Source organism: Gluconobacter albidus (assembly GCF_002723915.1).
GTDB classification, from domain to species: Bacteria; Pseudomonadota; Alphaproteobacteria; order Acetobacterales; family Acetobacteraceae; genus Gluconobacter; species Gluconobacter albidus.
The window spans coordinates 124,256-144,593 of record NZ_BEWL01000005.1; the positions used below are offsets into that span (position 1 = coordinate 124,256).

General features: G+C 61.8%; 23 protein-coding genes and 1 tRNA gene. 11 read left to right on the forward strand and 13 right to left on the reverse strand.

Features of this window, described 5'->3' with window-relative positions; translation table 11 throughout:
* Positions 1-116 precede the first annotated feature (116 nt).
* The 5 genes from rfbB (at position 117) to GAL01_RS08085 (ending at position 4,662) form a co-directional block, all read left to right on the forward strand.
* Positions 117-1,172, forward strand: coding sequence for a dTDP-glucose 4,6-dehydratase (gene rfbB / locus GAL01_RS08065; RefSeq protein ID WP_062032699.1), 1,056 nt, complete (start codon positions 117-119; stop codon positions 1,170-1,172).
* A 20-nt stretch (positions 1,173-1,192) separates the two neighbouring features.
* Positions 1,193-2,059, forward strand: a complete 867-nt coding sequence (rfbA, locus tag GAL01_RS08070; RefSeq protein ID WP_062032889.1) for a glucose-1-phosphate thymidylyltransferase RfbA — start codon at positions 1,193-1,195, stop codon at positions 2,057-2,059.
* 81 nt (positions 2,060-2,140) lie between these two features.
* Complete coding sequence (rfbC, locus tag GAL01_RS08075) at positions 2,141-2,704, forward strand: dTDP-4-dehydrorhamnose 3,5-epimerase (protein WP_062032703.1); 564 nt, start codon at positions 2,141-2,143, stop codon at positions 2,702-2,704.
* 8 nt (positions 2,705-2,712) lie between these two features.
* Entirely contained in the window at positions 2,713-3,603 is an 891-nt protein-coding gene (gene rfbD, locus GAL01_RS08080; protein ID WP_062032892.1) for a dTDP-4-dehydrorhamnose reductase, read from the forward strand.
* A gap of 108 nt (positions 3,604-3,711) precedes the next feature.
* Positions 3,712-4,662 (forward strand): glycosyltransferase, encoded by a 951-nt coding sequence (locus GAL01_RS08085; RefSeq protein WP_062032706.1) that lies wholly within the window; start codon positions 3,712-3,714, stop codon positions 4,660-4,662.
* Here the strand turns inward: GAL01_RS08085 and GAL01_RS08090 are convergent.
* A complete protein-coding gene (locus GAL01_RS08090; protein WP_062032710.1) occupies positions 4,654-5,094 on the reverse strand; it encodes an HIT family protein in 441 nt (146 codons plus the stop codon). The two genes, GAL01_RS08085 and GAL01_RS08090, sit on opposite strands and share 9 nt — an antisense overlap.
* 36 nt (positions 5,095-5,130) lie before the next feature.
* Entirely contained in the window at positions 5,131-6,615 is a 1,485-nt protein-coding gene (locus tag GAL01_RS08095) for a sugar porter family MFS transporter (protein WP_062032713.1), read from the reverse strand.
* A 120-nt stretch (positions 6,616-6,735) separates the two neighbouring features.
* On the opposite strand from GAL01_RS08095, the gene GAL01_RS15980 reads away from it, so the two are divergent.
* Positions 6,736-6,864 carry a hypothetical protein gene (locus GAL01_RS15980; RefSeq protein ID WP_255308576.1) on the forward strand — a complete coding sequence of 43 codons (129 nt, stop codon included), beginning with the start codon at positions 6,736-6,738 and terminating at the stop codon, positions 6,862-6,864.
* Here GAL01_RS15980 and GAL01_RS08100 read toward each other — a convergent pair.
* From GAL01_RS08100 to GAL01_RS08115, 4 genes are all read right to left on the reverse strand, one after another.
* The gene (locus tag GAL01_RS08100; RefSeq protein ID WP_062032716.1) at positions 6,851-7,657 is read right to left on the reverse strand and encodes a metal ABC transporter permease; all 807 of its coding nucleotides are present in this window, start codon (positions 7,655-7,657) and stop codon (positions 6,851-6,853) included. The genes GAL01_RS15980 and GAL01_RS08100 overlap by 14 nt on opposite strands.
* Positions 7,644-8,336: an ATP-binding cassette domain-containing protein gene (locus GAL01_RS08105; protein ID WP_231865420.1), complete on the reverse strand. Its 693-nt coding sequence runs from the start codon at positions 8,334-8,336 to the stop codon at positions 7,644-7,646. Before GAL01_RS08105 ends, GAL01_RS08100 begins: the two co-directional genes overlap by 14 nt.
* A complete protein-coding gene (locus GAL01_RS08110) occupies positions 8,320-9,225 on the reverse strand; it encodes a metal ABC transporter solute-binding protein, Zn/Mn family (RefSeq protein ID WP_082790804.1) in 906 nt (301 codons plus the stop codon). The genes GAL01_RS08105 and GAL01_RS08110 overlap by 17 nt, the downstream gene beginning before the upstream one ends.
* 75 nt (positions 9,226-9,300) lie before the next feature.
* Positions 9,301-9,708, reverse strand: coding sequence for a lytic transglycosylase domain-containing protein (locus GAL01_RS08115; RefSeq protein WP_062032723.1), 408 nt, complete (start codon positions 9,706-9,708; stop codon positions 9,301-9,303).
* A gap of 106 nt (positions 9,709-9,814) precedes the next feature.
* On the opposite strand from GAL01_RS08115, the gene GAL01_RS08120 reads away from it, so the two are divergent.
* Positions 9,815-10,291: a YbaK/EbsC family protein gene (locus GAL01_RS08120; protein WP_062032727.1), complete on the forward strand. Its 477-nt coding sequence runs from the start codon at positions 9,815-9,817 to the stop codon at positions 10,289-10,291.
* A gap of 9 nt (positions 10,292-10,300) precedes the next feature.
* Here the strand turns inward: GAL01_RS08120 and galE are convergent, their stop codons facing one another.
* From galE to GAL01_RS08145, 5 genes are all read right to left on the reverse strand, one after another.
* Positions 10,301-11,290, reverse strand: coding sequence for a UDP-glucose 4-epimerase GalE (gene galE, locus GAL01_RS08125; RefSeq protein ID WP_062032730.1), 990 nt, complete (start codon positions 11,288-11,290; stop codon positions 10,301-10,303).
* An 88-nt stretch (positions 11,291-11,378) separates the two neighbouring features.
* The gene (locus GAL01_RS08130; protein ID WP_062032733.1) at positions 11,379-11,816 is read right to left on the reverse strand and encodes a DUF2501 domain-containing protein; all 438 of its coding nucleotides are present in this window, start codon (positions 11,814-11,816) and stop codon (positions 11,379-11,381) included.
* Positions 11,817-11,927: 111 nt separating this feature from the next.
* Complete coding sequence (locus tag GAL01_RS08135) at positions 11,928-13,142, reverse strand: AGE family epimerase/isomerase (protein ID WP_231865421.1); 1,215 nt, start codon at positions 13,140-13,142, stop codon at positions 11,928-11,930.
* A gap of 63 nt (positions 13,143-13,205) precedes the next feature.
* Positions 13,206-13,281: transfer RNA gene (locus GAL01_RS08140), tRNA-Ala, on the reverse strand.
* Between the two features lie 104 nt (positions 13,282-13,385).
* The gene (locus tag GAL01_RS08145) at positions 13,386-13,997 is read right to left on the reverse strand and encodes a Maf family protein (RefSeq protein WP_062032740.1); all 612 of its coding nucleotides are present in this window, start codon (positions 13,995-13,997) and stop codon (positions 13,386-13,388) included.
* A 353-nt stretch (positions 13,998-14,350) separates the two neighbouring features.
* Between GAL01_RS08145 and hemE the strand changes: the two genes are divergently transcribed.
* From hemE to hemJ, 3 genes are read left to right on the forward strand one after another with little or no spacing between them, the layout of a single operon-like run.
* Positions 14,351-15,412 (forward strand): uroporphyrinogen decarboxylase, encoded by a 1,062-nt coding sequence (gene hemE / locus GAL01_RS08150; protein ID WP_062032743.1) that lies wholly within the window; start codon positions 14,351-14,353, stop codon positions 15,410-15,412.
* Entirely contained in the window at positions 15,409-16,113 is a 705-nt protein-coding gene (locus tag GAL01_RS08155; protein ID WP_062032746.1) for an HAD family hydrolase, read from the forward strand. The genes hemE and GAL01_RS08155 overlap by 4 nt, the downstream gene beginning before the upstream one ends.
* A complete protein-coding gene (gene hemJ, locus GAL01_RS08160; RefSeq protein WP_062032749.1) occupies positions 16,110-16,556 on the forward strand; it encodes a protoporphyrinogen oxidase HemJ in 447 nt (148 codons plus the stop codon). The genes GAL01_RS08155 and hemJ overlap by 4 nt, the downstream gene beginning before the upstream one ends.
* A 101-nt stretch (positions 16,557-16,657) precedes the next feature.
* On the opposite strand, the gene GAL01_RS08165 is transcribed toward hemJ, so the two are convergent.
* The gene (locus GAL01_RS08165) at positions 16,658-17,629 is read right to left on the reverse strand and encodes an SDR family oxidoreductase (protein ID WP_062032753.1); all 972 of its coding nucleotides are present in this window, start codon (positions 17,627-17,629) and stop codon (positions 16,658-16,660) included.
* 23 nt (positions 17,630-17,652) lie between these two features.
* Positions 17,653-18,252, reverse strand: coding sequence for a DedA family protein (locus GAL01_RS08170; RefSeq protein WP_174694469.1), 600 nt, complete (start codon positions 18,250-18,252; stop codon positions 17,653-17,655).
* Positions 18,253-18,402: 150 nt separating this feature from the next.
* Here GAL01_RS08170 and GAL01_RS08175 point away from each other — a divergent pair, with 150 nt between their 5' ends.
* Positions 18,403-20,322, forward strand: a complete 1,920-nt coding sequence (locus tag GAL01_RS08175) for a S9 family peptidase (RefSeq protein ID WP_062032757.1) — start codon at positions 18,403-18,405, stop codon at positions 20,320-20,322.
* The last annotated feature ends 16 nt before the right edge of the window (positions 20,323-20,338 follow it).

Here is a 20,338-nt window from a genome sequence, read left to right on the forward strand (position 1 = left end):
ATCATCCGTGCGATGTTACAGAAAGTATCGCAGCGTTATTTGCGCCGTTTCAACAACGCTGTAAGATAAAATGACTCTGCAGGGGTTCAGACCCTGATTTTAACCAAGAGGTTCAAATGCGGATTTTGCTGACAGGCGGTTGCGGCTTCATAGGATCGGCCGTGATACGCCATCTGATCCGGAAAACGGACCATTCGGTCCTGAATGTTGACTGCATGACTTATGCAGCCTCGGAAGATACCGTCAGCGAAGTCGCAGGCGATCCCCGTTACTCCCATGCCCGTGCCAATATTGTGAACGGCGTGGAAATGCAGCGCCTGTTCGAGGAATACCGCCCCGACGCCGTCATGCATCTCGCGGCCGAAAGCCATGTGGACCGCTCGATCGACGGCCCCGGCATTTTCATCCAGACAAACGTCGTCGGCACCTACTCCCTGCTCGAAGCGGCCCGCAAATACTGGAACACACTGGGAGACTCCGAAAAGCAGGCCTTCCGCTTCCATCATATTTCCACGGACGAAGTCTTCGGCCATCTGGAGCCGAACGATCCACCCTTCACCGAAACCACCCCCTACGATCCCCGCAGCCCGTACTCGGCCTCCAAGGCGTCGTCCGACCATCTGGTCCGCGCCTGGTTCCACACCTACGGCCTGCCGACCTTCGTCACCAACACCACCAACAATTACGGCATCTGGCACTTTCCGGAAAAACTGATCCCGCTGGTCACGATCAATGCGATCGAAGGCCGCGATCTTCCGGTTTACGGCAAGGGCGAGAACGTCCGCGACTGGCTGTTCGTCGAAGATCATGCCGAAGCTCTCGTCAAGGCCGTCGAAACCGGAAAACCGGGCGAAACCTATGCCATCGGCGCCCGCCAGCCCCGCACGAATCTTGAAGTCGTCAAAAAGATCTGCGCCGTCCTCGACGAGCTTCAGCCCGACCCGGCTGGACCGCGCGAGCGCCTGATCCGCTTCGTCACCGACCGCCCCGGCCATGATTTCCGCTACGAAATCGACCCGTCCCACGCCGAGAAGGAACTCGACTGGAAAGCGACGCACGATTTCGAAAGTGGCATCCGCAAGACGGTCCAGTGGTATCTCGACAACCGCGCCTGGTGGGAAGGCATCCGTTCCAAGCGCTATACAGGCCAGAGACTGGGAGCCAGCAAGTGAGCACCATCGAGACAAAGCCCATGAAGGGCATCATCCTCGCCGGCGGTTCGGGCACACGCCTGTATCCGATGACGATGGCAGCCTCCAAGCAGTTGCTGCCGGTCTATGACAAGCCAATGATCTACTATCCCCTTTCCACGCTGATGCTGGCGGGAATCCGGGACATCATGATCATCACGACGCCCCATGATATGCCGCAGTTCCAGCGTCTTCTGGGTGACGGCTCGCAGTTCGGCGTGACCTTCGAATATCGCGTCCAGCCCTCTCCGGACGGTCTGGCACAGGCCTTCCTTATCGCCGAAGACTGGATTCAGGGCGCGCCCTGCGCACTGGCGCTGGGTGACAACCTGATTTTCTCCGAACATCTCGGCGTCCTGCTGCGCGCAGCCTCCAACCGCCCCGAAGGCGCGACCGTCTTCGCCTATCAGGTCCGCGATCCGGAGCGTTACGGCGTTGTCTCCTTCGACGAGAGCGGCCTCGCCCTCAAAGTCGAGGAAAAGCCGACCCATCCGGAATCACACTGGGCCATCACAGGGCTGTATTTCTATGACCACCGCGTCGTGGATTTTGCCAAGAAGGTGAAACCCAGCCCCCGCGGCGAGCTGGAAATTACCGACCTCAACCGCATGTATCTTGAAGAGGGCACGCTTCAGGTGGACCGCCTTGGCCGTGGCTGCGCCTGGCTCGACGCCGGAATGCCCGATAGCCTGATGCAGGCTGGAACCTTCGTGCAGACCATCCAGTCCCGTCAGGGCATGCTGGTCGGCTCTCCCGCCGAGGTCGCCTTCCGCAACAAGTTCATCAATGCCGACCAGCTTCGCGAGCACGCCAAGAACATGGGCAAGACCGAACTCGGTCGCCTGCTTCGGGAACTGGCCGACAGCTGATTTTCCCCGGAGATTCCAGCCCGCATCGGCCAGCGGGCGGACCCTCTTTCTCTTGAGCAATTCTCAGAACAGGACTTCAGCATGAAGGTCGAACGTCTTTCCATTCCAGAGGTCATTCTCGTTACGCCTCCCCGTTTTGGTGACAATCGCGGCTTCTTCTCCGAAACCTATAATGTGGATCGCATGAACGATGCCGGCATCACGCTGCCCTTCGTTCAGGACAACCAGAGCCTGTCCCGCCAGAAGGGCGTCGTCCGTGGCCTGCACTGCCAGCTTGCCCCCTACGCACAGGGCAAGCTGGTCCGCGTCACGCGCGGTGCCATCTGGGACGTGGCCGTCGATGCCCGTACGGGATCGCCGACCTATGGTAAATGGGTTGGTGCTGAACTCTCTGCCGAAAACTGGTCTCAGCTCTGGATTCCGCCCGGCTTTCTGCACGGTTTCGTCACGCTCGAGGAAAACACCGAAGTCCAGTACAAATGCACCTCGCTCTACAGCAAGGTGTCAGAACGTGCGGTCATCTGGAACTGCCCGGAACTGAAGATCGACTGGCCCGTTTCCGAAGCTGATGCCGTCCTGTCCGACAAGGATCTGGTCGCACCGAATTTCTCGGAATCCAAAGGCTGGTTCCAGTACGAAAAGTGAGCATGGCCATGTCAGGCACAGGTCCCATCCTCGTTACCGGCGGCAACGGTCAGCTCGCCACGTCGCTTCAGACGCTCGGCGATGAGCGCGTCATCCGCATCGGACGGCCGGAATTCGATTTCGACCGTCCGGAAACGATTTCCGCCGCCTTCGAAAAGTATAAACCCTCGGTCGTGGTGAACGCGGCCGCCTGGACGGCTGTCGATCTGGCCGAAACAGAAAAAGGGGGCGCTGCCCGCGCCAACACGTCCGGTCCGGCGGCGCTGGCGGCCGCCTGTGCAGAGGCGGACATCCCGTTCATTCACGTCTCAACGGACTATGTCTTCTCCGGTGACAAGGGCACGCCCTATACCGAAGACGACGCCACGTCTCCCGAGACGGTCTATGGCAGCACCAAGGCTGAAGGTGAGCAGGCTGTCCTGACCGCCAACATCAAGAGCATCATCCTGCGCACGGCCTGGGTCTATTCCGCCCACGGCAAGAACTTCGTGCGCACCATGATCAATGCGGGCGCGAAAAACCCCGTGCTCAAGGTGGTGGGAGATCAGAGCGGCAACCCGACCAGTTCGGACGATCTGGCCGAAGCCATTCTTGCCATCATCGCCCTGATCGAACGCGACGGCTGGAAACCACAGTACAGAGGCATTTTCCACGCCAGCGGCTCCGGCGAAACCACGTGGTACGGCCTCGCCGTCGCAGCGCTGGAAGAAGCCGCGAAACACGGCCAGACCATGCCGCAGGTCAATGCCATCCGCACCGAGGACTGGCCTACCCCCGCCAAGCGTCCACAGGATTCCCGGATGGACAACGACAAGCTCCATCGCGTTTTTGGTGTGAAAATGCCAGAGTGGCGCCACAGCGTGGCGCGTATCGTTCACAAGCTGTTTTCTGAAGCCTGACCGACCGTTGCCCTCTCCCGTCAGGGGGCAACTGCCTGTCTTTCTCTGGCGTTGCGTTGGAATGATTCCCTTTTTCCATCTTTCGGCCTTAAGCCCGGGGGCCGAAACATGACACAGAAAAGGGCCGAACCTTCCCGGCACATCGCCATTCTCCTGTCATTATACAACGGCACAGCCTATCTGGACGCACAGCTTGCCAGTCTCCTGGCCCAGACCCATACGGACTGGACCCTGTACTGGCGCGACGATGCTTCCACCGATAACTCAAAAAGCCGGATGCGCGCTTTCGCCGAAGGCCCCGGACAGGGACAATGCATCGAAATCACCAGCCGTCATGAACGTCTTGGCGTCGCCGGGTCCTATGCCCATCTGCTCGACGCCATACCGGATACACCCTATGTCGCCTTCGCCGATCAGGACGACATCTGGGAACCGCAGAAACTCGAATGGGCGATGAATGCCACACAGGATGCCGCCAACCATCACCCGGTTGGAACGCCGCTCCTGTACTGCGCCCGACAGTATCTGACGAATGCGGATCTCGTGATTTTTCAGAAATCCCCGCCCCTGCGACACAGACCGGATTTCCCGGCCTCCCTGACGCAGAACATCGCCACAGGCCATACGGTTCTGCTGAACGCCGCCGCACACCGCCTGCTGCGAAACAACCCACCGCCGCCGTCGATCCTGCATGACTGGTGGGCCTATCTCCTGACGGCCGCTGCGGGCGGAGAAATCATTTTCGACACCCGCTGTGTCAGCTACTACCGGCAGCATGCCCATAACACGGTCGGCGCCACCGGCTCCTTCATCCGACGGGCCTGGGCCGCCTGCCGACGCGGTCCCCGCGCTTTCATGACAATCTTTCATGCGAACGTGCAGCATCTTCTGAACCAGCCGGAAATCCTGTCCGCCCCGACGAGGCGACTGCTGAACGACATCGTCCAGGCCCGCACCTTCCCGGCCCGTCTACGCCTGCTGTTCAGATACCCCACCCTCCGGCGACAGCGGTTTTCCGAAAATACGGTGTTCCGGATCTGGTATCTGTTCTCACGCTAGTCCCAGAAACCGGCGCATGGCCTCCATGAACGGACCATCCTGCTCCACACTGGACGGACGCGCGGCCTCATAATCATAAACCGTCCCCGCCGGACGTGTGGCTTTTTCGGGATCTTCGGACGCATAGCGCGGCACGATATGCGTATGCAGGGACGGCGCCAGATTGCACCACGTCTCATAATTGATCCGCACCGCGTCAGTCACCGCCAGCAGCGCATCCCCGACCGACGCCATATCGGCCAGATACTGCGCCCGCGCCTCACCCTGCAGATCATTAAGTGTCGGCACAACCGGATCGGCCAGAAGCTGACAGTATCCCGGCAGAGGCTGCGTCTCCCCGATCACCAGCCAGCCCGATTTCATACGCCCGATAACAGAAGGGTTGCTGCCACGTCGTGCGGCAGCAACCCTCTGTGCGATAACATCCGTCATTGGTCGGTTCCCCTTCTGCGTGAAGGGGAGAGCGTATCATGCAGCTTCTTCGACGTCCTCGTCTTCGCTCTGCACGATCCGCGTATTCCCGCGCGTGGGGCGGAAACGCTTTTCAACCAGCGCCTCTTCAATGTCTTCCAGAGACGCACCGGCCGTTTCCGGCACGAAGAAGAACACGAAGATGACGGACGCCAGATTGACGAACGCATAGAACCACATTGTCCAGCTCAGCCCGATGGCTTCAGCCATGCTCAGCGCCGTGCTGGTCACCAGAAGATCAGCCCCCCACAGCGTCGCGGCATGAAGCGAGGTCGCCTGTCCACGCATCGAGAGCGGGAACATCTCGGCCCCCAAAAGCCAGCCACAAACCTGGATACCGCCGGAATTGAACATCATGAACAGCAGCAGGAACACCACGATCATATAGGCCCCCGTGCTGCCCGGAGCCGGATGGCTCAGGAACATCACGCCAAGCCCTACGAGCGACAGCGCAGCCCCCGGCCCCATGATGAGCATCAGACGACGGCGGCCGATCCGGTCCACGAACATGCAGCCCAGAAACGTCATGATGCAGTAAATCACCGCCACACCCAGCGACGCCAGAAGGGCGGAGGACGTGCCGAAACCCGCATCATTCAGGAAGGTCGGGGTATAGTAGATCATCATCTCCAGCCCCCCGCATTGCGTAAAGAACGCAACGCCAAGGGCCGCCACGAGCGCAGGACGCACCCAGGGCTGGAACAGACCGCGCCAGCCACGGTTCTGCGGCTCGATCCCTTCCGCATTCTCACGGATAGTCTGAACTTCCCGGCGAATGGCCCGCTTGGTCGTGCGGATCCGGCCGAGCTGGATGATGGCACTCTTCATGCCTTCGTTCTCAGCCGCCCAGCGCGGACTCTTGGGCATGAAGAACATGGAAACGAACACGATCGCGGCCGGAATGGCGGCAATGCCCACCATCGGGCGCCAGCCCCACGCCGTCCGCTGGGTGAAGCCGATGATGTTGGCAATCAGAATCCCCAGACCGATCGCCACATTGAACATCGTGACCAGCGTGCCACGACGCTCCTGCGGCGCCAGTTCGGAAATATACATCGGCACGACCTGCGTCGAACCGCCAACCGCCAGACCCAGCACGAAACGCGCCGCAATCAGGCTCCAGACATCCGGCGCCAGCGAGCAGGCCGTCGCCCCCGCCACGAACACGCCACTGACCAGACAGGTGGTGTTCCGCCGCCCGAACTTCTCCGACAGACTGCCCGCGCCAAAGGCACCGAAAATCGCCCCCAGAAGGATCGCGGAAGCAACCCATTCCTTCATGGTGGCATTGAGATGGAAATCATCCCCGATCAGAGGTAGCGTGCCCGAGATGATGCCGGTGTCATAGCCATACAGACCGCCGCAGATCGCAGCGACCACAGCCGCCAGAATCAGCATCAGCTTGGCATTGGGAGAAACTTCGATGGACGCGGGATCAATATGCTCCCGTCCGGTTCGGACTGTTTTCGTATCGTTTTCCATAAGGGCATAACATATCACGAAACGATTGGTTTTTCAGGTTCGGCAGAAAACAGCCGCAAAATGTCCTCAAAATCCGTTCAGGATTGACTATTCCCCCCCAACACCGTCAGGATACGCGTCATGCAGACACCCGATACAACCAACGATGTTCCCGTTATTGGTACGAAAGCGCTGATCATCATGCATGTGATGCTGGCTGCATTCATCGCTCTGGTGCATTTCAAGCTGACGAACGCTACGGACTTCTGAACCGCCGCCACAGATCGGCCAGCGCATAGGACAGGGCAGCCCCAAGCCCGATCCAGAACGGAACCGGCGCATCCGTCACCCAGGACAGCATCAGTCCACCCCACGATAATCCCAGCGCCAGCCCGACCGAAACGGCAATCCCCGCCAACGGTCCCAGCCCGAGCTTCAGCGCCGTCGCGGCAGGCCCGATCATCAGACTGAACGCCAGAAGCGCCCCGGCCACTTCCGCACAGGCCGCACAGGCCAGCGCCGCCACGGCCATGAACACCACCGACACCAGCCGCGCCGGAACACCCCGCGCCCGCGCCACTTCCGGTGCCAGACTGGCAAACAGCAGCCGACGCCCCAGAAACGCCAGCAGCCCCAGACACAGCACGGCCACCCCGCACAGCGCCTCCAGCGTCGGCACATCAATGCCCAGAACATCCCCGAACAGCAGCGTGGTCGCAAGGCTGGAGCCCCGGTTGCTCATATGCAGGAACCACGCCCCAAGCCCCAGACTGGCCGCCAGAACAAGCCCGATCGTGCTGTCCCGCTGAGCGGGAACGCCACGCTCCCCTTCGCGCTCAGCCCCGATAACGAACCCCGCCATCAGACTAAACGCTACCATTCCCGAAAGCGGCGGAAAGCCGAGCCAGACCGCTCCGGCCGCACCGCTGAACCCGATATGCGACAGCGCATGGGCCGCAAACGCCTGACGCCGCAGCATCAGGAACCAGCCCACCGTCCCCGCCAGAACAGACACAACCGCCGCGCCCACAAAGGCATGGCGCATGAAATCAAACTCGAACATGCAGCCCCCCTTCCACAAGCTGCACAACCCGCGTCACAGCCCCGGACAGGGCCTCGGTTTCATGAGACGTCAGAACAATCCCGATCCCCAGGCGCTCCGTCAGATCCCGCAACAGACGCACCGTCCGCTCCTGCCCCGCCTGATCGAGCGCCGCCAGCGGCTCATCCAGCAACAGCAGATCCGGATTCCCTGCCAGAGCCTGCGCCAGCCCGACCCGCTGACGCTCCCCGCCGGACAGCAGCCCCAGCGGACGATGCGCAAACGTCGAAGCCCCCGTCAGCGCCAGAAGCCGGTCCGCCTCTTCCCGCCGAGACCGCAGACGCACCGGCAGCCCCCAGCGCACGCCGTCCACCGCCGCCCGCACATGACTGACCGCCGGAAGCAGCAACGCCGCATCCGTCACACTCTGCGGCATGTAACCGATATGCTGCCGGGCCTGCGCCGGCGACAGACCATGCGTGAGAATTTCGCCCGCCTGAAGCGGGATCAGCCCCAGCATCGCCCGCAGCAGCGTGGACTTCCCCGCCCCGTTCCGCCCCGACAGAAGCGTCATGCCCGAAAGCGGCACCATCAGGGACGCCTCCCGCAACACACAGGTCGATCCCGCCATGAGCGTCACATCCCGCAAAACCAACCCACGCTCCGGCTGACAGCAGACCCGTTTATTTTCCGCCATCATCCAGCGCCTGCTCCACCGTCTGAAGAATGCCATGAACCCAGCCCTGCCAGGACTGACCCGGTGGCAAAGTCTCCCCAATCGCCACGACCGGCAAGCCCACAGCCTGCGCCCGATCCACCAGCCGGTCGATCTGCGGCGAGTGAATGGCCGGATTGGTCATCAGCATCCGCACCTTCCGCCCGTCAACCAGCATATCGACCTGCGCCACATCGCGCGGCGACGGCTCCGCATGGTTCATGATCGCAAGCGCAAAATTCTCATCCACAACCGCCAGCCCCGCATCCCGAAGCAACGTCTCTCCGACCGGCTCCACCGCCGCCACGGGCACGGGCACGGCATCATGACGGGCCTTCATCGCCGCCAGACGGGCTGTCACGCCCTCCAGCTCTTTCCGGAACGCCGCCAGCCGCTCCGCCACGTCCGACGCCGAAATTCCCGGCTGATGCGACAGCCTGTCCGCAAAGACCTGCGCAACTTTCCCTACCGCCACCGGATCGAGAAAGAGATGCGGATTGTCGCCGGGCCTCCACCCCGCCAGAGACGCCACCACGATCCGCTCCGGCACGGAAGCCGTAAAGGGAAGCGCCCAGTCGTCATAGGTCGCGCCATTCACCACCGCGATGGTCGCCCCTGCCATGGCGCGTGCCATGGAGGGCGAGGGCGTCAGATCATGCGGATCAATCCCCGGCGTCGCCAGAAGAGCCTGTGTCTGCACATCCTCCCCCCCGATCTGCGCCGCCACATCACACCAGGCCGCTTCAACGCACACCACACGCACCGGAGACCGGGCCGGAGACAGGACAGGAACCTGCGCCGGCTCGGTCTGAGCAACGGCTACAGGTCCTGAAATCAGTGCAGCCAGCAGAAAAGCCGGAAAAAAACGCATCATGGTCCTCGGGGCAGGGGTCAAGGCTCAGGTGTTATAAAGTAACATTTACGGCCTGACCATCCTCACCGGAACGCCTTATCCCTGACGCAGATAAAGTGCGGCTGCCGCGGCCACAACCCTGCGCTGGTAATCCAGATTGAGCGGCAGCGTGCGGGAATGATAATCCCCGATCGCCTTCATCAGATTGCCATGCTCCTCATTCAGCGCCCTGCGCAGGATCATCGCCGCCGCCGCGATATTGAAACACGGCTCCAGCGCCAGACGCGCCGCAACCTGCGACACGGGCTGACGGGTTATGGAGGCGATCGGCAAAATCCAGCGCGAATTGATCTGCATGAGCCCGATATCGACCGAGCCGTCCGTATTGGTGCTGACATGCCCCATCGTCCCGCCCTCGACCCGCTGGATCGCAGGCAGGATGCGCGGCGGCAGATGGTAATGCAAAGCCGAAGCCAGCATGCAGGCCAGCAGACCGCCAGCCATGATTATGAACGAACCACAGGGTGAATCATACCCCCGACCCTAGCATCGGACGCGCCTGCCTGCCATCCTGACCCCCTCGTGATGACCGCAAAGGACAGGAGGACACGTGCAGGACACATCCGCGACCCTGACACTGGACGCTCTCGGCATTTCCTATGAACGCCATGTCTATGACTACGACCCCTCAGCAGGGAAACTCGGCGTGGCCGCCGCAGCAGCGCTGGGCCTGTCGCCGGATCACGTCCTCAAGACCCTGATGGTCCAGATCGACGGACGCCCCGCCTGTGTGGTGCTGCCCGCGGATCGCGAACTGGATTTCGCCCGCGTGGCACAGGCCTTCGGAGGCCGGAAAGCCAAGATGCTCTCCCGCCCCGACGCCGAACAGCGCACCGGCTACCGCATCGGCGGCGTGAGCCCCTTCGGACAACGCAGCGCCGTCCCCACGGCCTTCGAACAATGCGGCATGGACGGTCCGCCCGTGGTCATCAACGGCGGACATCAGGGCCTCCTGATCGAACTGTCCCCTCAGGATGCCCTGACCGCCACCGGTGGCCTCGTGGCCGATCTGGTCAAACCCCTTTAAGCGACCGCTTCAAGCAGCGCCATATCCGTCCGGATGGTCCACACGCCAGCGCAGGGCCGTCTCGACGATATCATCAAGCTGACTGAACTTCGGGTCCCAGCCCGTTTCCTTGCGGATCTGCGAAGAATCCGCCACCAGAACCGCCGGATCTCCCCCACGGCGCGGCGCCCATTCCCAGGGCACTTTCCGGCCGCTGACGCGCTCGACACTCTGGACGACTTCCAGATTGGTAAAGCCCAGACCATTGCCCAGATTATACGTCACGGACCGCTCATCGAGCTGCCCCATGGCGCGGATATGCGCATCGGCCAGATCCGTCACATGAATATAATCGCGCACACAGGTGCCATCGCGCGTCGGATAGTCATTTCCGAACAGCTTCAGCCCGGCCCGACGTCCCAGCGCCGCGTCGATCGTCAACGGAATGAGATGCGTCTCCGGCCGGTGATCCTCACCCAGACGTCCCTGTGCATCCGCACCCGCCGCATTGAAATAACGCAGGCACGCGCTCTTCATGCCGCAGATCCGGTCCGCCCAGACCAGCGCCCGCTCGATCAGATATTTGCTCTCGCCATAAGGCGATCCCGGATCCACCGGCGCATCCGCCGAAATCAGCGGCGGGCGGTCATCGCCACCAAACAGCGCCGCCGTCGAAGAGAACACAAAGCGCTTTACGCCATGCCGCGTGCAGGCCTCGATCAGGTTCAGAGCCGTAATGTAATTCCGGCGCAGATAGAGGAAAGGCTGGCTCATGCTTTCGCCCACAAGCGACAGCGCCGCAAAATGCAGAACCGCATCCCACTGCCCCGAAGCCACCGCCCGGTCCGTCGCCTCCGCATCCGCCAGATCGACATGAATGAACTGCGCGCCCTGCGGCACGGCTGCCCGATGACCCGTGCTCAGATTGTCGAGAACGACAACCTCATGTCCGCCATCCACCAGAGCCTGTGCCAGATGACTTCCGACAAACCCGGCCCCACCCGTAACGAGATACTTCACTGATCCAGTTGTCCTTTTTCCAGAAATACCCAACCCGCCATGACTGATCCATGACGGGCCGGCTCAAGTAAGAGAAGACCAGAACAGGTCAGAGAAGATTCTGGGCGCGGTTGAGGATCATGCTGCACAGCTTCTGCTTCATCTGCCCCTTGAGGCTCGACAGCGACAGCGGATTGCTGCCCCCCGTCAGAAGCTGCCCCTGCTGCCCGGCGGCATAATCGCTGGAGGACGTCACGTCCTGCTTGCCCGTCAGGCTGCTCAGGGCCGAAGTGGCGCTGCTGCCGCTCAGATAGTTGTTCTGCACACAATAGCTCAGAACACCCGCAACATTGCCCGTGCTGGCGGAAGACACGTTCGGCAGCATGCTGCCCATGATGCCGGTGCCCCCGGTCATGCCACTCATGCCCGACATGCCGCTCATGGCATTACCCGCACTGCCAACACCCGGAATGGACTGGGCATGGGCCGAAGACGCAACAAGAGCAGCGGCCACAAGACCCGCGAAGAGACCGTTCGAGTAACGCATCCTATTTCTCCTTCAGAAGACGCTCAGGGCAGCACCTGTCAGAAGTCACCGTCGCTGCCGACATGTTTACCGGAAGTGACGCTAACATAGGATTGCAACGGGTTCACCCGTCTAACGTCCACAGAACTCCCGCGCCGCACCATAAATATGATAGAGTGAACTGGCGGGCACGTCTGATACGGTCGCGTTTCCGAAGGCGTCGAAGCGGTCCACCCACAAAGCGCTTTTCTGGTCGGAACTGAACGTTCCAAAGAAATGCTCCGTCAGCCCCCGCAGAATATCCGGTCTCTCATTCCGACAGACCAGCAGACGGCAAAGCTCCGTCTGCGGCCAGATCCGCGTCGCATTTTCAACGGTCTGCCCCCCGTCCGTCACGGCATCCCGCACGACGGCGCCCTCCCCGACCCGCGCCAGGCCATGCGCCATTCCGAACGCGAACAATCCTTCCGCCGCCCGGCCAATCGCCCCGGCTTCCGGCGTCCCAGGCTCCAGACGCAGATAGTCCCGCAACAGCCAGGACCATTCGAAAAGATGCCCCGGCTCCACGCGATTGCCCCCTGCGGGGGCCGTCGGGCGCCAGTCTGTCATGAAATCTTCAAGGAGCGCCCCCGATCCGGGCTGGATGAGCTTCCTTAGCGCCAGCCGCACCAGAGACCGCGCCTCGTCCAGATAAAAGCTGTCCCCCGAAACCTCGAACAGCACCAGAAACGCCTCAAGCAGATGCATGTGCGGATTCTGGTGCCGGACCGCACCTATCAGCGGCACCTCGTCCAGAAACCCGCCATGCTTCGCCCGGAAAATCTGATGCAGCTCCAGCACGGTCTGCCGCGCCACCACCAGAAAATCCGGATTGCCGCTCAGGCGATACGCCCAGCCATAAGCAAACAGAATGAAAGCATGTGCATACAGGTCCCGCTTCGTCCCGACCGGGGTTCCGTCCGGTGCGACGGAAAAGATCCACCCCGCCTGCCCGTCCCGATGGCGATAAAGCCGCTCGACCTCTTCCAGACACATCAGCGCCTGCCCGGACGCCTCATGCAGCCCGTCCAGCGCCGCACGACAGAATGTCGAAATCTGCCGCGCCTGCACCATCAGCCGCGATGCCTCCAGAACCAGAGGCTCCCCGGCAAACGTCAGACGCTCGTGATACAGGCGCCTTGTGCGATCAAACCCAGCATCGCTCCAGAACGGCAGCACCGTCCGCGTCAGCCAGCCGCCCCAGAGCGACCGCTGGTCAGCATCCATGAGGGTCGGCAAAGAGGCGTAAGGCGTTCCGGTCTGCATCCGACTGCCGTATGAGAGCTGAACGCCCGCGTCAACAGACACAGACCAGCCTCGACAGAACCAGAACGGAAATTTCAGATTTTAAATTTTCAGGGATAAGGAAACTGGTGGAGCCAATCGGGATCGAACCGACGACCTCCTGAATGCCATTCAGGCGCTCTCCCAACTGAGCTATGGCCCCACATGTTTCATCTGCGGCCCCTTTGGGACGGAGCCGGATGAGGGCGGTATATCGTCATGATTTCGCCCTGACAAGCCTGAAAAACAGATTTTGACAGCAGTTTTTCACGCCGAAATCGCCTTCAGCCTCCGCAGTTCCTCCAATAACGGAAGCAGGGGCAGCCCCAGAACGGCATCCTGCGCCCCTTCGACAGCCGAAAAAAGCTGTATTCCGGGGCCTTCCAGCCGATACGCCCCCACACAGGACAGGATCGCCGCCCCTTCCCGCTCCAGATAGGCCTGAAGGAACGCCTCCGAAAACGCCCGCATCGTCAGACGCGGCGACGCCAGATGCTCCCAGATTTTCTCACCCCCCTTATAGAGAACGACCGCCGTGCGCAGAACATGCGTCCGCCCCCGCAGCCGGCGCAGATGTTCCCCTGCCTCAGCAACAGAGCCCGGTTTGGCAAACGCCACCCCGTCCAGATCTAGAATCTGGTCCGCCGCAACCGTCAGATCATCAAAGCCCACATCCCGTGTCGCGAGATTGGCTTTTGCATCCGCCAGGGCAATCGCCGTTTCCGAAAGCGTATACCCCTGCGCCTCGCAGGACCGCCGCAGCGCCTCCTCATCGAGATCGACCGGTCTGGCCTGCACCGTAAGACCCGCATTTTCGAGCAACATGCGCCGGGCTGACGACCCGCTGGCAAGAATCAGGGAAGTACTGAAAGACATCATGATGTACGACTCCGTACTATCGACTGCGGAAAGAAGGACGAGTACTGCAGGAAACCCTGTGAAGGCATTGCGTCAGTACTGGGGTACATGGGGATAGTACCTGCCCTCCCGAAAGGAGTACCGAGTACCGTGGATTGTACGGTACACCAGCCGGAACTGGGGGTTGTACACAGCCTCTCTGTGGGCAATTCGGGATAGAATCAACGACTCCCTTGCAGACTGCGGCCTCCAGAGTTGTACACAGTGTGAACAAGACGGGGTACATTTTCAGAAAGCCGGGTACCCCGGTATCCACAGGGATCATCTTAACCTCCAGCATTTCTTTCTTTTTTCTTTTATGATTAGTGGGCGGCATGATTTCGGAAAACGCACCTTCCTCACCCTCGTCGAAACCGCTTCTGCGGGCCCTCCGTGGTGAAGCCGTCTGGCCGCCTCCGGTCTGGCTCATGCGTCAGGCAGGCCGCTATCTCCCCGAATTCCGCGCCATGCGCGACAGGGCCGACTTCCTCACCCGGTGCATGACCCCCGACATGGCCACCGAGCTGACAATCCAGCCCATCCGCCGCTACGGCATGGACGGCGCGATCCTGTTTTCCGATATCCTGATCCTGCCCTGGGCCATGGGTCAGTCTCTTGAATTCATCGACGGCCGCGGCCCGGTCCTCGGCGCCATCCGCTCCGAAGCCGACCTCGCCCGGCTCGATCCCAAGCGCGTACAGGACGCCGTTGCACCAGTGCGCGAGACCTTGTCCCGCCTCGCCAAAGAGCTTCCCGACGTCACGACCCTTCTGGGCTTCGCAGGCAGCCCGTTCACCGTCGCCTGCTACATGGTCGAGGGCGGTGGATCGCGGGATTTCGCCGAAACCCGCCGCATGATGCAGACCAACCCGGCCCTGTTCGATCGCCTGATCGACACCCTGACCTCGAGTACCGCCGAGATGCTCTGTGGCCAGATCGAAGCCGGCGCGGAAGCCGTGATGCTGTTCGATTCCTGGGCCGGGATCCTGCCCCCCTCCGCATTCCGTCGCTACGTGATCGAACCGACACGCCAGATCGTCGCGTACATCCGCGCCCGTCACCCCAACACCCCGCTCATCGGCTTCCCACGCCTCGGCGGCATCATGGTCCGCGAATACGCGCAGAAAACCGGTATCAACACGCTGGCGCTCGACACGGTCGCCGACCCGGCCCAGATTTCCGAACTCCTGTCCGAAGCCGTTCCCGGCCTCACCCTTCAGGGCAACATGGACCCGATGATCCTGTTCTCCGGCGGTGAGAAAATGATCCGTGAAGCCCAGGCCATTCGCGACGCAATGCGCGGAAAACCCCATGTTTTCAATCTCGGACACGGCGTCATGCAGCATACGCCCCCTGAAAACGTAGCGGCCCTCGTCGAGGCGGTACGGTCCGTATGACAACCGCCCTGGATCCAGCAGGCCAGCTGAAACTGGTCATTTTCGACTGTGACGGCGTTCTCGTGGACAGCGAAGGCCCGTCCTGCCGGGCCACGGCGGAATTCGCCCGATCCAAGGGCATGTCCATCTCCGACGAAGAGGCGCATCAGCGTTTCGCAGGCATGGCCCTCCCGCAGATCGTAACCGAACTCGAACACGAAATCGGTCATCCCCTGCCGGACGAAACGGCAGTCATCCTGCGCGAAAATCTCGTACAGATGATGAAGAAAATCGCAGAACCCGTAGGCGGCGCGCCTGAAATGCTGGCAGGCGTACGGTCTTCAGGAATGCCGGTTCGCGTCGGCTCGAATTCTTCCGTCCGTGAGATGGAAGCCAAGTTCGAAAAAACCGGAATGTCGCAGTATTTCCCCGAAAACCGCGTCCACTCCGCTAACGATATGGGCTGCCCCAAGCCCGCTCCGGACGTCTATCTGTACGCCGCAAAAACCGAAGACGTTCTGCCAGAATGCTGTGTCGTCATCGAAGACAGCGATACTGGAGCAGAAGCTGCCTGGAAGGCTGGCATGGCCTGTGTGCTGCTTCGTCCTGAAGACATGCCCGCACCGCCCTTCTGGCCCGTCGAAGGCTCGGTCCGCATCGCCCATCTGGACGAGCTGGTACCGCTGCTGCGCCGGACGCTTGAAAGCCAGAAACACGCATGACCGACTTTCTCGCGACGTATCAGAGCTGGATCCTGTCGGTGCACATCATGGCGTTCATCGCCTGGATGGCCGGGACGTTCTATCTCCCGCGCCTGTATGTCTATCACTGTCAGGTGGTACCGGGTTCTGCCGAGAGCGAGCGGTTCAAGGTCATGGAGCGCAAGCTTCTGCGTCAGATCATGACGCCCGCCATGATCGTGACATTCCTCGCAGGCGGCGCCCTGGCCTCCATTCCCGGGCTGATCGACTGGAACGCGGGCTGGTGGTGGACGAAGCTGATCTGCGTCCTCGCCCTCGCCGGGTTTCACGGTGCCTGCGGAACATGGCGTCGCGGTTTCGCCGAAGACCGCAACCAGCACCCGGAAAAATTCTACCGGATCGCCAACGAAGTCCCCACCATCCTGATGATGGTCATCGTCATCATGATCATCGTCCGCCCCTGAGAAAGATCCCGAACAAAAGTTTTTGGGTGTCGCCTTTTTTCAAAAAAGTGACAGTCTTCGAAGCTTTTTGAAAAAAGCTTCACCAAAAACTTTTATGACTTTCAGATCAGGCCGTATTTTACGCCGGTCATCTGTTCCGAGACGGTCCACAGACGCGCGGCCAGTTCGGGTACATGCGCCAGAGCCGGCAGCCCCGCGATCCCCGGCACACCACGACGTTCTCCCGGCCCCTGCGGGCCATAATAGCTGCCGTCATGCGCCTGCGGACTGGCAAGAGCATAGAGCAGCGGCCACGCCCCCTCCTCGACCGTCTGCCCCATGGCATGAAACACCGGCCCGGCGACACTGCGCGCCAGACTGCGCATGAACCGCGCGGCTTTGTTGGCGGACTGGTCCAGACTGCCGTTATTCGCGACGATATCACTCGCCGCCCAGCCCGGATGCGCCGCACGCGAATGGATGGGCCAGGGCGCTTTCGCAGCCCGGCGGTTCAGTTCGAGCGCAAACAGCAGGTTGGACAGCTTGCTCTGACGATACCGCACCATCGGATTGTAGGAATGCCGCGCATTCAGGTCACCAAACGGAATCTCCCCCTTCAGCGCCGCAAGAGACGCCACCGTCATGACCGTGGCATTCCCCGCCGCCAGCAACGGCAGCAGCCGCCCCGTCAGAGCGAAGTGCCCGAGATGATTGGTGCCGAACTGCAATTCGAACCCGTCTTTTGTCGTCAGACGCGTCGCAGGCCCCATGACCCCGGCATTGTTCGCCAGAAGATGGATCGGCTCGCCCCGGCTGCGCATCGCGGACGCAAACGCCTCGATCCCGGCCAGCGACGCCAGATCCAGCAGCTCGAACCGCGATTTGACGAACGGCACGCGCTCATGAAGCCGTGCCAGCGCCGCCTGTCCCTTGTCATGACTGCGGCCGCTCAGCACGATCGCAGCGCCCTGCCTGGCCAGCCCGCAGGCGACCTCGAACCCCAGCCCCCCTGTCGATCCGGTGATGAGCGCCGTTTTTCCGTCCAGACGTTCAAGAGAGTCGGTAGACCACTCGGGAGCGGAGGGCTGTGTCATGACGTCTGTCCTTCCAGTCTGTGTCAGCTCGATTTCTTGTCCACACGCGATTCCTCGCGCTTTTCGTCTTCCTCGGCCTGCCGGAGCGCCTCATCCGTCAGGCGCTTCTCGTTTTTCTTGAGAAAAACGAGCGCCCCGATCAGACAGCAGACCCCCACGACCGCCATGGCGATCCCGACCGGCCCAGTGATCTTCTCGATCTGCTTGCCAAGCTCATAGGTCACAAAGGCATAGCCACCGGCCCAGCAGATGCCACCGAGCGCATTGAAGAACAGAAACGAATGCCAGGGCATCCGGTTCGCTCCCGCCAGCAATGCCACGAACACCCGCAGCACCGCGACGAAACGCCCCAGAAACACGACGATCCCGCCATGCCTGCGGAACAGATACCGCCCCAGCATCAGCCGCTCTTCGGTCAGACCGACTTTCTGGCCGTGCTTTTTCAGAATGCCGTAACCAAAGTGATGGCCGATCAGATAGCCGATATTGTCGCCCATGATGGCACCGAGCACGGCGGCCAGCGCGATCCAGCGGATTTCAAGATGATGGGTGCTGCCCGCATAGAGCGAAGCGGCGATGATGACGCTCTCCGCCGGAAGAGGAAGGCCCATGCTCTCGAACATGACGGTGATGCCGACGACGCCATAGCCATACTGCACCAGCATGTGATCGAGAAAATGACTGAGATGAAACAGTGTCCTGGTCCTGTTCAAGCTGTGGCGGAAGAGAGTGCCACCGGCTACGATACTACGGCATCGGAGACAGGATGAAAAATGACGCCCCCTTCCCCCTCATCTTCCGCAGCCTTGTCGGGACACTGGCCGTCCTGGGTCACGCCCGAACTCGTGGCCGGACGCACCCTGTCCTTCTCCGAACTGCGTACTGCTGGGGAGTGGATCTTTTGGCTTGAAAGCCGCCCGGACGAACAGGGCCGCTCCGTCATCACGGCCCGCGACCCTGAAGGAACACTCCGCGACCTGATCCCGGCGGAATACTCGGTCGGCACCCGCGTGCATGAATATGGCGGCGGCGCATGGGACATGCGCCTGAAAGACAGCGCCAAAGACAACGCCCCGCAGGTCGTCTTCAGCGATCGCAAACGTGGCGGCGTCTGGTTCAGCGACGGCACCATCTCCACGCAATGGGCTACGGCGGGTGAAAGTCCCGAACACCGCTACGCCGACCTGACGTTCGATCCGGCTGCCGATGCCGTGTTCTGCGTGCGCGAAAGCCACGGTAAAAGTGTGCCCGTCGCAGCCCTCGTTCACGTTCAGGCCGACGGACGCGAAACCGTGCTGGTCGAAGGCGCGGATTTCTACGCCGCCCCCCGGCCCTCACCCGATGGAAATTTTCTGGCCTGGTTCAGCTGGAACGACCCGGCCATGCCCTGGACCGCCACGACGCTTTCCGTCGCCCCCTTTGACCGCACAACCGGAACGCTCGGCCCTGTTACGGACCTGAACGGACCTGAACCGTGCAGCATCATCGAACCCTGCTGGTCCCCAGACGGCACGCTCTACGCCACGTCCGACGCCTCGGGCCGCTGGACCCCCGTCCGCTTTTCCCATGACGAGACAGGCTGGCACCCCCATTTCCTCGACGGTGCCAACGCCGAAATCGGCCTGCCGCACTGGGTTTTCGGACAGCGCAGTATGGCGCCCCTGCCCGGAAACCGTCTGCTGGCCCTCGGCATCCGCCACGGCCTCAACCACGTCCTGCTGGAAGACAACGGGCGCTGGACCGAACTTGCGCTCGGCACGCCCGTCAACGTCCCCGAACCTCTCGGAAACGGACAGTTCGCCTGGATCGACGCCCCGGCCGATGCCCCCGCCGCCATCGCCTTCGGCTGCCCCGGCAAAGCCTGCGACCGCTTCCGCATCAGCGTCACCCTCCCGCACGGCGTCACGAAAGCCGATATCGCAACCCCCACCCCCCTGAGCTTCCCAACTGCAAACGGCGCACAGGCCCACGCCCTGTTCTACGCCCCCGCCAGCAGCACCAGCGTCCTGCGGGAAGGTGAAAAACCCCCGCTCGTCGTCATGGCGCATGGCGGCCCGACCGGCCGCGCCAACCCGTTCTTCGCCTTCAAGGTGCAGTGGTGGACCTCGCGCGGTTTCGCCGTCCTCGACGTCAATTATCGCGGCTCAACCGGCTTCGGCCGCGCCTACCGCGAAGCACTGGACGGACAATGGGGTGTCGCGGATATCGAAGACTGCCTCGCCGGCGTGCAGGCTGTGCTCGACCGCGGCCTCGCCGACCCCGCCCGCTGCGTCATCCGCGGCAGCAGCGCCGGCGGCCTGACCGTTCTCGGCGCCCTCGCACAGTCGGATCTCTTCGCTGCTGGAACCTCCCTCTATGGCGTCACGGATCTACGAGCCCTCGCCGAAGAAACGCACAAGTTTGAAGCCCGCTATCTGGACGGGCTGATCGGCCCCTATCCCGAAGATGAGGCCGTGTATCTGAAACGTTCCCCCCTCACGCAGGCCGAGGGCATTACCGTTCCTGTCCTGTTCCTGCATGGCGGCGCAGATAAAGTCGTTCCCCTGTCACAGGCGGAGTCCATGCGCACAAAACTCGAACATTCCGCCCTGCACGTCTATCCGGAGGAAGCCCACGGCTTCCGCGCCCGCGAAACCATAGAAGACGCCCTGCAACGGGAACTCGCCTTCTATCAGCAGGTCTTCACCCCATAGATCCAGGCAAATCCCG

Coding starts and splice junctions, on each gene's coding strand:
- rfbB (WP_062032699.1), top strand. CDS start 117: ATGCGGATTTTGCTGACAGGCGGTTGCGGCTTCATAGGATCGGCCGTG.
- rfbA (WP_062032889.1), top strand. CDS start 1,193: ATGAAGGGCATCATCCTCGCCGGCGGTTCGGGCACACGCCTGTATCCG.
- rfbC (WP_062032703.1), top strand. CDS start 2,141: ATGAAGGTCGAACGTCTTTCCATTCCAGAGGTCATTCTCGTTACGCCT.
- rfbD (WP_062032892.1), top strand. CDS start 2,713: ATGTCAGGCACAGGTCCCATCCTCGTTACCGGCGGCAACGGTCAGCTC.
- GAL01_RS08085 (WP_062032706.1), top strand. CDS start 3,712: ATGACACAGAAAAGGGCCGAACCTTCCCGGCACATCGCCATTCTCCTG.
- GAL01_RS08090 (WP_062032710.1), bottom strand. CDS start 5,094: ATGACGGATGTTATCGCACAGAGGGTTGCTGCCGCACGACGTGGCAGC.
- GAL01_RS08095 (WP_062032713.1), bottom strand. CDS start 6,615: ATGGAAAACGATACGAAAACAGTCCGAACCGGACGGGAGCATATTGAT.
- GAL01_RS15980 (WP_255308576.1), top strand. CDS start 6,736: ATGCAGACACCCGATACAACCAACGATGTTCCCGTTATTGGTACGAAA.
- GAL01_RS08100 (WP_062032716.1), bottom strand. CDS start 7,657: ATGTTCGAGTTTGATTTCATGCGCCATGCCTTTGTGGGCGCGGCGGTT.
- GAL01_RS08105 (WP_231865420.1), bottom strand. CDS start 8,336: ATGATGGCGGAAAATAAACGGGTCTGCTGTCAGCCGGAGCGTGGGTTG.
- GAL01_RS08110 (WP_082790804.1), bottom strand. CDS start 9,225: ATGATGCGTTTTTTTCCGGCTTTTCTGCTGGCTGCACTGATTTCAGGA.
- GAL01_RS08115 (WP_062032723.1), bottom strand. CDS start 9,708: ATGGCTGGCGGTCTGCTGGCCTGCATGCTGGCTTCGGCTTTGCATTAC.
- GAL01_RS08130 (WP_062032733.1), bottom strand. CDS start 11,816: ATGCGTTACTCGAACGGTCTCTTCGCGGGTCTTGTGGCCGCTGCTCTT.
- GAL01_RS08145 (WP_062032740.1), bottom strand. CDS start 13,997: ATGATGTCTTTCAGTACTTCCCTGATTCTTGCCAGCGGGTCGTCAGCC.
- hemE (WP_062032743.1), top strand. CDS start 14,351: ATGATTTCGGAAAACGCACCTTCCTCACCCTCGTCGAAACCGCTTCTG.
- GAL01_RS08155 (WP_062032746.1), top strand. CDS start 15,409: ATGACAACCGCCCTGGATCCAGCAGGCCAGCTGAAACTGGTCATTTTC.
- hemJ (WP_062032749.1), top strand. CDS start 16,110: ATGACCGACTTTCTCGCGACGTATCAGAGCTGGATCCTGTCGGTGCAC.
- GAL01_RS08165 (WP_062032753.1), bottom strand. CDS start 17,629: ATGACACAGCCCTCCGCTCCCGAGTGGTCTACCGACTCTCTTGAACGT.
- GAL01_RS08170 (WP_174694469.1), bottom strand. CDS start 18,252: ATGTTCGAGAGCATGGGCCTTCCTCTTCCGGCGGAGAGCGTCATCATC.
- GAL01_RS08175 (WP_062032757.1), top strand. CDS start 18,403: ATGACGCCCCCTTCCCCCTCATCTTCCGCAGCCTTGTCGGGACACTGG.